This window comes from Embleya hyalina (genome assembly GCF_003967355.1).
GTDB lineage: Bacteria > Actinomycetota > Actinomycetes > Streptomycetales > Streptomycetaceae > Embleya > Embleya hyalina.
The window spans coordinates 218,042-231,898 of record NZ_BIFH01000016.1 but is presented as its reverse complement, the minus strand read 5'-3'; the positions used below and the strand labels follow the sequence as shown (position 1 = coordinate 231,898).

Genomic DNA, 13,857 nt, shown 5'->3' with positions numbered 1-13,857 from the left:
TGTCCGTGGGTGATACGACCGCAGGGAAGGGCCCGAATCACCGGCGGATGATCCGATCGACGGTCACTGCGCAACGTGCGATGTGCGAATTCGGTCACCGGACCAAGCCCGTTCCCGGGGCGATCCGATCAGACGCCGCAGACATCCCGACCACCGCAACGCCCCGAACACACAGGAACCCGACCACGCAAGGCAGGGGCCACCCAAGCCACACCCAACCGCCCCGACAACAGCCCGAGCGATCCCAACCGAGTCCACCCGGGTCCCACCGAGCCCAAACGAGTCCCACCGAGCCCAACCGAGCCCAACCGGGTCCCACCGAGCCGAACAGGGTCCTACCGCAGCCAAGCAAGTCCGACGGCAGCCAACCGAACACCAACGAGTCCAGGCGAATCCAACCGAGTCCAATTGGACTCACTCGACAACCGCCACCCGGCAACCACCCGGCAGCCAAGCGTCAACCGCCGGCCATCGACTGCCACTCGCCACTCGCCACTCGCCGCTCGCCGCTCGCCAACCGCCCGCCCTACGCGCTCAAGGCATCCTTGTCCGCACGCCGCCCGCCCCGCGACCCGTCGCCGACGCCCTCATCCGCCTCCGCAAGCTCCCGTCGAGCCTGGGCAACCTGCCGCTCCAATTCGTCGAGATACGCCACCGCGGCCGCGCGATCCTGCCGGGCGAGCGTGCTCAGCCAGCGGCGCGGGATGGTGTCCGCGGCCTTGGCCGTGTAGTCGACCACCCGCTCGCCATCGGGCTCCACGGGTTCGATGCCGAGCGAATCGAGGTAGCGCCGCACCTGTTCCACCGCAGCGGCGGGCGAAAAGGCATCCCCGATGGCGGCGACCGCCCCCCGCAGCACCGACGCGGTCAGCGGCACGAACTCGGCCTCCGCGACCGTGCGATACACCGTCACCGCGGCCTCGTTCCCGTACCGCCCCGCCAGCGGGACCAGTTCGCGCACCTGCGCCTCGTTCACCGCCTTGAGTCCAATTGGACTCAACGCCTCGGCGATCGGCCACGCCTGGATCAACCGGTCCGCATAGCGGCGTTGCATGTCCCAGCGATCGAGGCAGTACTCCTCGAAGCTCTCGTAACGCGTGCGGTACAACCGCGCGTCGCGAACGATCTGGAGCGCCTTGCCCGCCGCCCAGAACGCGACCCGCAACGTCTCGATCGCCGCCTCGCACGCGGCCAGTTGCCGCTGCTCGTCGTCGATCAGAACCGGACTGTCCGACAACGGCCGGAACGGCGTGGGCAGTTCCTTGGCCATGTCGGCGGCGGTACGCAGTCGACGCGGCTCGGCGGCCGTCCGGGGAGTACGCTGCCGGCCCATCAGAGCGCCTGCTCGATCGCGAGGGCGAGCTTGTAGAAGTCCTCTCGGGCACGCAACGCGGTACCGCTCTCCTTGTATTGGGTGACCACGAGCCCGCCCTCCGCCGCATGAGCGTGGATCTTGTACTTGCGAATCGGTTCCCGCGCCCGCGGATATCCGCGTTCGTCTATCCACGCCTCGACCCGCGCCCGGTCGGTCTCGCCGTCGCGCGGGTCCCACAGGTTGACCACCGCGATGTACGGGATCCCGCGCGGCTTGAGCACCCGCTCGATCGTGTACTCGCTGGGCGACCAGCTCATGAACTCCGGCGTGATCGGTACCACCGCCAGGTCCGCCACTTCGAGCATGTCGCGCAGCGCGTCCGCCGCCGCGCCGTGGCCCAGCGGGTCGGTGGCGAGCTCGGCCTCGGGGTCGGTGTCCATGAAGCCGGGACTGTCGACCACGATCCGGGCAACGCTCGGGTCGGCCTTCAACTCGGCCAGCATGCCGGGCTTGCCCTTGGTGGACATGTAGTCGAACGGCAGCAGTTCCTCGGGAACCCGGTCCGCCCAGTCCTCCATCGACCCCTGGGGGTCGATGCCACATGCGACCACCGGTGCGTCGGCATCCGGATCGATCGGCCCGGTGGGGGTGAAGTTCTGGCCCTGAACCGCGGCCAGATTCACCGCGATCGTGCTCTTGCCGACACCACCCTTGCGGTTGATGACGACCACGACCCTGGCTTTCGACGGCGGCGGCGCCGACCTGCGGGCAGGACTCATCTGGGACCTCCGTTGGCTTCCCCATAACGGGTACTCGGACGCCACCCAGCATGCCAGACCCCCACCGAGCAACCCCCATTCGGGACGAACGACACTCCGCGAGCCCGAACAAACCAGCCATACTCCCCGGAACACACAGTCGGAACCCGGACACCCATCGGCCAGAACTCCAACACCGCCCCGAAGCCCGAGTCGCCCCGACCACTCGAGTCAGCGCCACCACCCGCGTGGGCGCAACCACCCGCGTCGACCCGAACAACACTGCAAAAGCAACCACAAACCCGGTCACCAAAAAACCAACTGCCGCCGCAGTCCACACCATTCTCAACCCGGCAAAAAATCAGCGACGTCCGCAAAGAACCGATCGCCGGCCGCATCCGCCGCCGGCGAAACAAGCTCCATGGTCAAAAACCCATGAATCATCCCGAGTTCACACCGATGCCGAACCCGAACCCCGGCGCCACGCAGGCGTTCCGCGTACTCATCCCCCTCATCCCGCAGCGGATCATGCTCGGCGGTGACCACCACCGCCAGCGGCAATCCGGCCGGATCGGCGGCGAAAAGCGGACTGACCACCGGATCGGCACGCCAAGCAGGATCGGGCACAAGGTTCTCGACACCCCACGCCACGGCATCCGTCGTCAGGCCCCAGCCGGTCGCCTTGTCCCGCGTACTCGGCCGCGACAAGGTCAAATCGGTATTGGGAAACGCAAGAAACTGCGCAGCCGGCATCGGCCCACCCTCACCACGCATCCGCAAGCACACAAGCGCAGCCAGATGCCCACCGGAACTGTCCCCCGCAATCGCCGGCACCCCGACCGCACCACACAACTCACCGGCATGCTCCGCAGCCCAACGAAACGCCGCAACGGCATCATCAATCCCGGCAGGCCAGGGATGTTCGGGCGCCAAGCGGTAGTCGACAGCCAACACGGCAGCCCGCGCAGCAACAGCAAGCCGCCGACACAGCCGATCATGCGACTCCAGACCACCGATACTCCACATCCCACCATGCAAATAAACCACCAGCGGAACCGCATCAAGGGTCGGCCGATAAAGCCGAGCCCGTACAGAAGGCACCGCCACGGCACGGCCGACCGAACCATCAACCGAAGCCGACCCACCCGCCACCACATCAACGCCGGTCACACCCCGGCGGCCAACCTCGACATCCCGAACCTCGGCAAGCCCAGGCCCATCCACCCGCCCGGCAACCCGCACCGCCTGCCGCCGCCGAACCTCAACGACACCCAATTCCCGAACCGAGGGCCCACGATCAAGCCGCTCCGCATCCACATAGCCGGCAAGTTCAACATCAGCCAGCCCACCAAAATCCCCATCACCCATAAACCCAAGCCTGCCGGCGATTCCCCAACGGCCGCCCGATGGCCCGCGTGTCGGCTCGGCCGGCTCATTGCGGGTCGTGTTCGCCCGGATCGGGAATCCGTGGCCGCCCGGACCTGGGTGTTGCGAGGGTAAACCGCCGCGTGGACGAGGTCGGTTCGGTGCAGGGGAAGAACAGGGTGGTCGCGTCGGGGACGCCGAGGGCCGACGGTTCGCGCACGTGTACTGGTCCCAGCAGAGAAACGGGTGGGCCCTCCGGACGCCGTGCACGGGAAGGCCGATTCGGGATCGGGCGTGCGGTGGTTCGCGCGGTCGAGTCGGTCAGGGGCCGGCGGATCGCATCGATTCTGTGGTGTTCGCCCGCGCCGAGCAGGACGGTGATGTCGATCCGGTCCGCGCCGCCGCCGGTCTCCGTGTGCGCAAGGCAGGCCGGGAGGTTGTTCGGGCCGAGTGCGACGCCGACACTCGACGCGGTGCGCGAGCACCGGTCGAGCCCGCGATGTCGCAGTGCCACGGTCGCCGCGGGCAGGTGGAGGACGCGTCGACGTCGACGACGGATACGCCCCGCGTCAGACACAGCCGGGCGATCCCGGCGTCGGGAGGTTCCACGCACAGGTTCACCGCCGCCGGCCGCGCCGCCCACCTCGGCGGCGCGGCAACGGGCTCGGTACAGGTCGCTGCCGGCGGGCGGGCCACAATCCGGGAACCACGAGGCGTGGGTGCGGGCGACCAAGGCGACGATCGCGCCGTCATCGCCGATGGTCCGGATCGGGTCGGCGTTTCCGTCGGGGGTCGAGGTCTCCGTCAGGCCGCTCCTGTGTACGCCGGTGTCCTGCTTCGGTCGAATGCGGCGGCTCGACGGCGCGCACCCGGGCTCAGCCCGAATCCTCCGCCCACATGAGCAGTTGCAGGACCGGGGCGTCCGCCACCCACACCTGCCGGCCCCCGGGCTCCAGGCCCGCTCATGGACCAGGAGACGGGGGCCTTCAGGGACGAGTACGGCGAGCGCGCGATATCCGGCGCGCGGACCGCGTCGATACCGGCCCACGGGTCGGTCCTGGCGGCCGGCGCCTCGGCCACCCAGGGTCGGCCGAGCGTGGCCATCGGCTCGGCGTCGCCAGCCACGCTCACGTCGAGCGGTTCGGTCAGGACCGCACGCTTGGCCGCGATGATGAAGTGGAGTGCCTGTACGGCGACCTCGGCCTCCCCCGCGACGGCCGCCGTCGTGGTCGCCGCGTACCCGCGCACGGTGAACAGCCGGTGCGCCGCCGCCAACATCCGGGCCGGGCCGGGTCGCGGCGGCCTCGGCGGCCCGGTTGCCGGGCGCCCGGGATGTCCGCCGGGGCGCATCCGATCGCGCCGTGGTCGATATCCGCACCACCCGGCGTGCGGGCGTGATCATCGGTGCGTCACCGGGGCTGGGTTCACGCCTTATGGATCGTGTGATGGTCGGGAAAACTTCGACAAGCACGCCGTTGTCGAGGTGGGGTGACGTGGGGTGAGCCGGATCGGACCGAACCAGGCCCAGCCGTCCCACTGGTACTCCGGCCGGCCCGCGTCACGGCATCGCCACGACACAGGACCGCACGGCACGGCACCGCACGGCACGACGTGGCACAACGCACCGCACCGCACGGCGCCGCGACTCGGCCCCGCCGTACCGCACTTCGGACCCGGGAGGGACATGCACCTGCGTTCAGCACTCGGCCGGCCACCGGGGACCACGCCTCGATCAGCCGCCGTACCGGCCGTCGGGCGAGGCCGTGCCGAATCCCACGTCGGCCGACGCGTCGCGCACAGCGGTGCCACGCGACCGCGAGGGGCGCACCCATGCGCACAGGAGGTACCCGCATGACCGCCCTCGACCTCGGCCTGCCCGCGGTTCCCGCGCGCGTACCGGTTCGGCGCCGGTCACGGCGCATCGACGTCGGCCGCGTCCCGGTCGGCGACGGCGCGCCGATCAGCGTGCAGACGATGACCACCACCCCGACCGCCGACGTCGACGCCACGCTCCGGCAGATCGCCGAGGTGACCGCCGCCGGATGCGACATCGTCCGCGTCGCCGTACCGTCCCCCGACGACGCGGACGCGCTGCCCGCGATCACCGCCCGATCGCCGATCCCGGTGGTCGCCGACATCCACTTCCAACCGCGCTACGTCTTCCAGGCGATCGACGCGGGGTGCGCGGCGGTACGGGTGAACCCGGGCAACATCCGCAAGTTCGACGACAAGGTACGCGAGATCGCGGTGGCGGCCGGCGCGGCGGGCGTACCGATCCGGATCGGGGTGAACGCTGGGTCGCTGGATCCGCGCGTACTGGCCCGGCACGGCGGCCACGCGAACCCCGAGGCGCTGGTCGAATCGGCGTTGTGGGAGTGCTCGTTGTTCGAGGAACACGGCTTCCGCGACCTGAAGATCGCGGTCAAGCACCACGATCCGCGCACGGTGATCGCCGCGTACCGACTGTTGGCCGAACGTTGCGACTACCCCCTGCACCTGGGGGTGACCGAGGCGGGGCCCAGCCTGCAGGGTTCGATCAAGTCCGCCGTCGCGTTCGGCATCCTGCTGGCGGAGGGCATCGGCGACACGATCCGGGTATCGCTGTCCGCTCCCCCGGCCGAACAGGTCAAGGCCGGCTGCCACATCCTGCAATCGCTGGGTCTGCGGCCACGTCGGTTGGAGATCGTCTCGTGCCCGGGCTGCGGCCGGCTCCAGGTCGACATCCACCGTCTGGCCCGCCGGGTCGAGGCCGCCTTCGAGGGCTTCCCCATCCCGCTCCGCGTCGCGGTCATGGGCTGCGTGGTCAACGGGCCGGGCGAATCCCGCGAAGCCGACATCGGCGTCTCCTCCGGCAACGGCAAGGGCCAGATCTTCGTCCGGGGCGAGGTGGTGAAGACCGTGCCGGAATCGAAGATCGTCGAGGCGCTGTTGGAGGAGGCCATGACCCTCACTTCGGCGATGCCGCCGGGGGACGGGCGAGACTAAGAAGCGAACGGTTGGTTCGGTCGGCCGTCTCGGGCTGATGCGGCCACGCTCGTCCGGCTCGGTCAATCCGGCTCGGCGCGCTCCGGCCGGATCCGCTCCGCCCGAAGGCGACAAGGCAAGCCGTAGGGGACGAAAAGCACAACCTGGCGGTGGCGGTGACGGTAGCAACCACACCACCGGCCCCTCAGTCGGCCGGGTCGGCGGGCAACGACCCCGCGACCCCGCCGGCGCCGACGGATGCTCGGGTGACTGGGGAGTCCACCCGAGCACCGTCGGCCGCACACCCATCGGCAACCCAGGAACCCACACCGGCAGGCATGAACCTCCAGAACCTGACGGAAGTCCGAGGCAAGCGGTACACAGTCGGCGGCAAGCCCACCGAATTCCAAAGCCGCATCGACAAGATGGTCCTCACTGCCCCGACCGTCCCGAATCCGCCCGGCGCACAGTGATCGCCGTCCGGCTGCCCATACACGCCTGACCAAAACACCCACCACTACTGGTGGCATCACCGCAAACACCGGCAAACCGCAGGTATTCACCAATCACCCCGGCATCGACCCGGTGCCCGCCGTCACTGCAAGCCACGCAGCCCCGGAGCTTGGCCCGGTCACCACCGACGACACCCGCTTCACCAACGGCCACGTCCGCCACGCCATCAACGCCGACCCAGCCGCCCACCACAACCGCGTCGTGGTCCCGGCCCTTCCCCATCGAATCCCGAACCCGCCCGCCCGACCGCCCGACCTCACCCGAATCGAAACCGGAGTCGAGGCACGCGAATGAATTCACCACGCCCGTACGAAAGTTGCCCATTCATGACGCACGGTTCACATCCGACCCACCAACCCATCACGAGGTAAACCAACCCCACTCCACAGCTCCCCTACACTCTCCTATTCATGAACGCGACCGAGGATCTTGAGCCCACCCAGGAACCGGCCGACGTAACCGACAGCGGTCGCACGACCGCCGGATCACCCATCCGGATCGGCGCTCTGGTTCCATTGAGCCCGCCAGGCTGGGTCGAGGCCGGGCAACACTTGCTCGCCGGGCTCGAACTGGCCGTTCGCGACGTCAACGACGACGGCGGGATCGATGGAAGACCACTCGAACTCGCGATCCGGGACACCGCCGCCGATCCGCAAACGGCCGTGGCGGCCGTGGACGAATTGGCCGGTCTGGGCGTGGCCGCCGTGGCCGGGGAGTATCACAGCGTCGTCGCCCGCGCCGCCGCCGCCAGGGCCGATGCCCTCGAACTCCCTTTCCTCTGCTCGTCGGCGGTCCTCGACGCGCTCACCGACCAGCCGACCGAATGGGTCGCGCGCCTCGCCCCGGCGCAATCCCACGGTTGGCGCATCTACGCGGACTTCCTGCTCGCGGCAGGCCACCGTCGAATCGCCCTGGCAGCCCAACCGAGTGTCTACTGGGCGTCCGGGACGGGCATCCTGCGGGACCACCTCACTGCCCGCGGCGGCACCGTCGTGGAACTCGACATGCGCACGCTCACCCCCAAGGACGTGTGCGACGAACTCGTCGACCACCGCGCGACAGCCCTCCTTCTTCTGGTCGGCCATCCGGAACCGGCAGTGTCGATCGTCGAGTCCGTCCGCCGCGACCGGCGCCTGGCCGAGATCACCATCGGTGCTCCGGCCGGGCAACCGGAGTTCGCCGAATGGGCGTCGCTGCCGGGCAACGCCGGCGCATCGATCGCGTTCCTGCGCTACCTGCCCGAGCGCCTGAGCCCACTCGGCGCGCGGGTCGAGGCGGATCTCCGCCGACAGCTGGGCAGGGCGCCGTCCTTCGTCGCCTTCGAGGGCTACGACACGATCGCCGTACTCGCCGACATGCTGCGTTCCCACGGCACGGACCGGGCCCGCATCGCCGAGTCCTGGCCGCGCGTCGCGGTCGAAGGCACCCGTGGACGGATCCGATTCTCCCGCGCTCCCGGCATCAACGTTTGGCAATGGGCGTGGCCACCGACCCAGGTCGTCGATCGAGACCCAACCGAGCCCGACCGCTTCCGGATCCTGCACACCGGCTGAGCAAGCCCGCAGACCCGACAGCCCGAATCGCTCCGAACCCGATGCCACCCACACCTGTCCACGCGCCGACACGCGCCCAACAGCCTTCGCTTTCCGACAGGAAAGAGGACCTGATCAGAGACTCCCGACACCAACCAACGCGGCCCCAACTCCACCGATACCGACCGCCCCCGCCGAACGCACCACCCCCACCGCACCCCAGGCCCGCCCACCTCCGACATCACCATCCAGGCTGGCAGCACCCTCTCGCCCACACCCACACGTCCGGCCACCTCGCGGCCACCCGTCGGCCGGTATGGGGCTCCACGGTCAGTCAGCGTCATCAACCCCACCTCGACCCCATGAGCAGCGGCGTCGCCGGGGGACATCAAACCGGACCCGCCCCGTCCCAAGATGCACGAGAACCATCAACTCCCGCACCAACAACCGCTGTTGGAAGGCCGTCCCCCCTCCGTCCAAGCCGGACGACATCACCACGACGAGGAAGTCACCGCGTCCCGAACGTACCCCGGCTCGGTCCGAAACCGGGGCGGGCCGAAGCGGATCCGTCGTGCTCGCCGTGGCCCAACGGCCACCGGTTCGCCGACCGGACCCGGGCCAACCATGCCGAGGTACATGCGCTGTTGGCCACTGGCAACAGCCGCCGCGCGATCGAGAAGCAACTGCGGATGACCAGTCGTACCGTGAAGCTCCTCGCGGACACGGCCGCTCCGGAAGACCTCTTCCGCAGGCAGTAACAGGGCCGATCGTCCGTGCTCGACGTCGACAAGCCCTACCTGGACGACCGTTGGAACCAGGGTGCGCCACCGCGTGGAAGCTGCGGGAAGAGATCGTGCCGCTCGGCCACCGAGGCGGCTACCAACGCGTCCGCGCATACTTTCGTGCCAAGCGTCTCTCGCTGGATTCACCGGCTGCGACCTCGACTCCGCCGTCCCCTCGCAAGGTTGCCGGATGAATACTCCGCCACCCCGACTCCCTCAACGAGACCGAACACCTCCGGCTGAAGGCCGTTCCGGCCCGACCCTGTCCTGAAACTCCGGCGTCGTCGAAGGACACGTCAACCGCATCAAGATGCTCAAACAATGCTCTTGTGACCCAACCGGCTGCCGGAAGACTCGGAACACGCAGCGTTTCCCCGCGAACCCCGACAGTCTGAGCGGCCCACTCATGCTCGTTGACGGGCAAGGGATCGGCTGGACGCTCCACAGCAAGCGCCTCGACCCGCGTGTCCTCCGTCGCCTCGTCAAGGACCAGACGGTATCGGTCATATGGGGAACACGGGCAGAATCAGTCCTCGACCCCTGATGAAGGCCAAACGTGCCGAGCTGTGGGCGCGGATCAAAGGTGACTACAAGGCCTCGATGGAACACGGCCGACAGACCGCTATCCGGCGCACGAGTTTCGCACCGAGCCAGACCGCCGGATGCTCTATCTCGAAAACCACCGCCGACCCCACCACGGCCCGCCCTCGCATCGAACTGACGGAAAATCACGAACCGCTGGGTAGGCCCGGAGCGCAGTGCCGGGACAGCTCCCGGTCCGTTTCCATCGGTGGCGTTCCCGCAACATGCGGATCAACCGCCGGCACACGAAGGCGTCGAGCCTGTCGAAGACATGCTTGACGACCGCGTCTCCACGCTTCGCAAGTCGGGGTCGACCGAGGCGTCGGTATAGCGGCTGTGCGACGATCGCACGATGCTGCGCAGCCTTGAGGTCACCGCGGTTCTGTCCGAGCTTGAGAAAGTTCATCGTGATCGGTTGTTCTGGAAACCCACGATCCAACTGAACCTGGATTGCTTCGTCTGCGAGCGGGTCGGCCGAACCAACACGCTGGAGCGGGGAGCCGAGCGGGCCATCTGCTGGAGCGGCAGGGACGAGCAACACTTCGCCGCTGCTCGGATCGCCGCGTTCGACGTGACAAACCAGGACGACCGCCTGGCGCTGCGGATTGTGGTGGACTTTTGGTGGGCGCCGTTCAAGGACGCCAAGCGCGGCACGGACGCAACGCCGTTGAGCAACTGGGTCCGCCTGCACTACGGCAACTACTGCCCCCTCCAAGAAACATCCAGCGAAAGCTCGATCCAGACGAACGTGCGACGCCCCACGAGTGTGTACTGCGAAGGCTGCAAGACGGAGATAGGGGTGGACGCGGAGGTTCCGTCGATTCGGCTACTGGTGTAAGTCCCGTGGCGGGAGGGACAGTGCTTCATGGCCATAAGGCTCATGTCGTCTTCCCTCTGCGGACAGGCATGCCGAAGCCGACCCGAGTTTCGGCAGCGAGCCGGAGGGCTTCTTCGCGCTTGCCGTTGAGAAAGGTGGGAGTGAGGTCGATTCCCTCGATCTCACCGAACCGGCCTTCGGATTCGGCACGCTCGCGGCGGCCGAGGAGGTCGGTTCGATCTCGGCCAGTCGGCCGAGCATCTTCGGGTCGACGTGGAGCATAGGGCAGCGGATGCAGGCGTGCTCGTGGCTACAGGGGGTCGCATAGGGGCGGCCGCAGTTGCCCGGTTCGAGCTTCCGCTTGTCGAACTGCTCGTCGAACTCCTGCCATTCGGTGTCGGTGACCGGGCGGTATTCTTCCTGCGGTCGCATCGTGCGTCGGCGGGCCAGGTGGGTCTGGTAGTGGCGGACCACGAATAGCCGACGAAAGGCATTCGGGCAAAGACCCCGCCGCAATAACCTCATCGACATCACGAATCTGCAAAGCTCCCAAGAACCCCCAGGTCAGCAAGTGAAGTCCCCACGTGGATGGGGGAACCGAAACATGACTGGGCTCTGCGGTACCAACCCCGGAAGTCGCTACACACAGGTGTGGGTGGGATGAGACGGGGGTTGATTGGCTTGACTCGTCGGGTTTCTTTGGAGGCCCTGGGGGGGTTGGTGGGGTGGTTATGGATGTGTTGTGAGGAACTGGTGGGCGCCTCGTAGGACGGTTTGGAGGGTTGCTTGGGTGGCTTGGCTGTCGAGGCGGACGTCGAGGGGGCCTGGGAGGGTGGTGGCGGCTCGGCGGCCTTTGGGGAGGCGGGTGGGGTCGAGGTTGTCGCGTTCGGCGATCAGGGTGCCGAGTTCGTGGCGGCTTATCGCGTCGGGGCCGGCCAGGTGGTGGATGCCGGAGCGGTCGCCGTGTGCGAGTTCGAGGAGGGCGGCGGCCAGGTCGGTGACGTGGATCGGGCAGCGGATGTCGTCGGTGAACAGGACACCGGTTCGGGTGCCGGCTGCGAGGTCGTGCACCGCGCGTACGTGTTCCGACCGCCGGTCTCCGATGATCAGCGAGGTGCGGGCGATGATGGCCTTCGGGTTCACGAGGCGGATACCCGTCTCCGCTGCGGCCTTCGCCGCGCCGTAGGGGGTGAGCGGGTCGGGGAGGCAGGACTCGTCGTAGTGCACGTGGGCGCCGGAGAACACCGCGTCACTGGATACGTGGACCAGGCGGCTGCCGTGATTGGCTGCGGCCATCGCCAAGCGGATCGGGCCTTCGGCCGTGATGGGCCAATCGGGGCCGCCGCTCGTTGCGTTGATGACGACGCGCGGCTGTACCTCCGCCATGAGGGCTTCGATGCGGGCGGGGTCTCGCAGGTCGAGGGCGTGCCACGGCACCCTTGGGGTGCCGCCGGGCCGGGTGGAGAAGGTCGCAGCCGTCGCATGCGCTGAGGATGCCGCCGCCTGACGGACCAATTCGGTGCCCAGGAACCCGCTGCCGCCGATGATCAAGACTGTCATGACGCGACACGGTAATCGTGTGGATGCAGGGAACGAGCGCCCTTTCGGCGGGGCGGGGGTGAGGATGAGGGTGGGGGACAGTGCCGGAACTCCACGAGGGGGTCCCCTCCGCGCCCCGACTACCCCGACGAGGCCGAACACCTCCGCTCAGGGCCGTTGCGGCCCACTGCCGGGAATCGACGCCCTCACCCGCCATGTCTGATCCTTCACGAGAATGCTCACCGAACACCGAGGCGAACCAACTCCCGCACCGGCTCGACGCAGCCCACAAAGACGACCTTCCGCCCTCCACACCCTCGCCGCAGGGTTCGGCCGTGACCGCGACGCCGTCATCGGAGCTGGTCGATTCCGACGCGGAGTTGCGGCGCGTTGCCTCCGGTGTGCTGGGGTTGGGATCGGGCCGGGGAGGTGTCACCCGCGCTTCGTCGCTGCGTGTCTGGTCGGGGTGTTGCCGTCCGGGGTGGGGCGCCGTGAGTGTCGGGCGTGGTTGTCGGGCAGGTGCCGTTGCTTGGGGATCGCGCGTCCGGGCGGTTCTGCGCGCGCTTGTGCGGCGTTCGGCCGAGGGTGGGTGGGTGGGTAGGTGGGTGGGGATATGAGGGCCTGTAGGACGGCCGGTTGGCGCCGAGTCGACGCCGTTGGCCTGATCATCCCCGCCGCCGGTCACTTCGAGTTCGGCCCCGGCTCCAGGCCCAGGCCCGCCAACGCGAACCGCACCGTGTGTGCCCTGTGTTCCGGTTCGACCGGGGTGCCCGCGCGCAAGTGGTCGTGCAGGGTCGCCGACGTCAGCCGGTACACCGCGAGCGCGTCGGCCTCCGCATCGCCCCCGCCGGCGCTTCGCGCAGGGGTCGGATCATCGCCTCCACCGAGTCCCGCTGCTCGGCCGGAAACAGTTCGGCCAACCGGTCCTGGTGGGCCATGAACGAACGGGTACGCGCCGCCGACACCGGATCGCCGGCCCGCGCCACTATGCCCTCGATCCAGGCCACCACCCTGCCCGCGACGTCGTCGGCCGCCGACATCCGGTGGTCCGGATACGCGGCCCCATCCGCCGCCGCCCGCCGCCGCCCGTCGTCGAGCAGCGCGACGAGCAGTTCGTCCTTGGACCGGAAGTGCCGATAGAACGCCTGGTTCGACAACCCCGACTCGCGCAGGATGTCGCGCATCGTGGGATCGAGGCCGCCGGTGCGCTCGACCACCCGAAAGCTCGCGTCGATCAGCCGACGCCCCTCCTCCGCGTACACCGCCCACCGTCCACCGCGCCTCCGGCGCACGGCGGACCGCGCAGCCCACCAACCCGTCGGAATCCACGGCCGATTCGATCCCGTCCATCGGCGGCACCCACCTTCGATCCCCGAAGTCCTCGACGCCCCACGCCCCCACGCCCCCGACGCTCTTGTCTGTCGGAACGCCGCATCCTACGATCCGGAACATCGTTCTCACGCGTGCGGCCGCCGTTCCGTCAACCACCCCGACCCGAAGGGGCACCGCATGCAACGCGAGGTTCCACCAACCGGGATCGGCGGTCAGGGCACCCAACCCCCCACCGGTGGCACGATGCGCGGCGGCAACTCCGACACCCCGCCCCGGAGTCGGCCGCGAGCACCGGCAACCCGGCGGCGGTGACGATGATCGCGCTCGGGGCATACGTCGCCGCCACCGCCGTGGTCGA

The 13,857-nt window shown here is 68.8% G+C and carries 10 protein-coding genes; 3 read left to right on the top strand and 7 right to left on the bottom strand.

The genetic code is table 11. From position 1 onward, the window contains the following. Positions 1-526: 526 nt before the first annotated feature. From EMA17_RS11720 to EMA17_RS11705, 4 genes are all read right to left on the bottom strand, one after another. Positions 527-1,270 (bottom strand): hypothetical protein, encoded by a 744-nt coding sequence (locus tag EMA17_RS11720; protein ID WP_126636871.1) that lies wholly within the window; start codon positions 1,268-1,270, stop codon positions 527-529. A 62-nt stretch (positions 1,271-1,332) separates the two neighbouring features. Next, the gene (locus tag EMA17_RS11715) at positions 1,333-2,094 is read right to left on the bottom strand and encodes a ParA family protein (RefSeq protein WP_246126596.1); all 762 of its coding nucleotides are present in this window, start codon (positions 2,092-2,094) and stop codon (positions 1,333-1,335) included. A 324-nt stretch (positions 2,095-2,418) separates the two neighbouring features. Next, positions 2,419-3,441: an alpha/beta hydrolase gene (locus EMA17_RS11710; protein WP_246126595.1), complete on the bottom strand. Its 1,023-nt coding sequence runs from the start codon at positions 3,439-3,441 to the stop codon at positions 2,419-2,421. Between the two features lie 801 nt (positions 3,442-4,242). Then, positions 4,243-4,716: a TetR family transcriptional regulator gene (locus EMA17_RS11705; protein ID WP_126637176.1), complete on the bottom strand. Its 474-nt coding sequence runs from the start codon at positions 4,714-4,716 to the stop codon at positions 4,243-4,245. Between the two features lie 573 nt (positions 4,717-5,289). On the opposite strand from EMA17_RS11705, the gene ispG reads away from it, so the two are divergent. Continuing rightward, positions 5,290-6,423: a flavodoxin-dependent (E)-4-hydroxy-3-methylbut-2-enyl-diphosphate synthase gene (gene ispG, locus EMA17_RS11700; RefSeq protein ID WP_126636870.1), complete on the top strand. Its 1,134-nt coding sequence runs from the start codon at positions 5,290-5,292 to the stop codon at positions 6,421-6,423. Positions 6,424-6,834: 411 nt separating this feature from the next. Here the strand turns inward: ispG and EMA17_RS11695 are convergent, their stop codons facing one another. Further along, the gene (locus tag EMA17_RS11695) at positions 6,835-7,218 is read right to left on the bottom strand and encodes a hypothetical protein (RefSeq protein ID WP_126636869.1); all 384 of its coding nucleotides are present in this window, start codon (positions 7,216-7,218) and stop codon (positions 6,835-6,837) included. Positions 7,219-7,325: 107 nt separating this feature from the next. On the opposite strand from EMA17_RS11695, the gene EMA17_RS11690 reads away from it, so the two are divergent. Both EMA17_RS11690 and EMA17_RS11675 read left to right on the top strand, forming a co-directional pair. Beyond that, a complete protein-coding gene (locus tag EMA17_RS11690) occupies positions 7,326-8,468 on the top strand; it encodes an ABC transporter substrate-binding protein (RefSeq protein WP_126636868.1) in 1,143 nt (380 codons plus the stop codon). 1,695 nt (positions 8,469-10,163) lie between these two features. Further along, a complete protein-coding gene (locus EMA17_RS11675) occupies positions 10,164-10,649 on the top strand; it encodes a hypothetical protein (protein ID WP_160161377.1) in 486 nt (161 codons plus the stop codon). 708 nt (positions 10,650-11,357) lie between these two features. On the opposite strand, the gene EMA17_RS11665 is transcribed toward EMA17_RS11675, so the two are convergent. Next, positions 11,358-12,188, bottom strand: a complete 831-nt coding sequence (locus tag EMA17_RS11665; RefSeq protein ID WP_126636865.1) for an SDR family oxidoreductase — start codon at positions 12,186-12,188, stop codon at positions 11,358-11,360. 782 nt (positions 12,189-12,970) lie between these two features. Next, a complete protein-coding gene (locus EMA17_RS11660; protein ID WP_160161376.1) occupies positions 12,971-13,429 on the bottom strand; it encodes a TetR/AcrR family transcriptional regulator in 459 nt (152 codons plus the stop codon). Between the last annotated feature and the right edge of the window lie 428 nt (positions 13,430-13,857).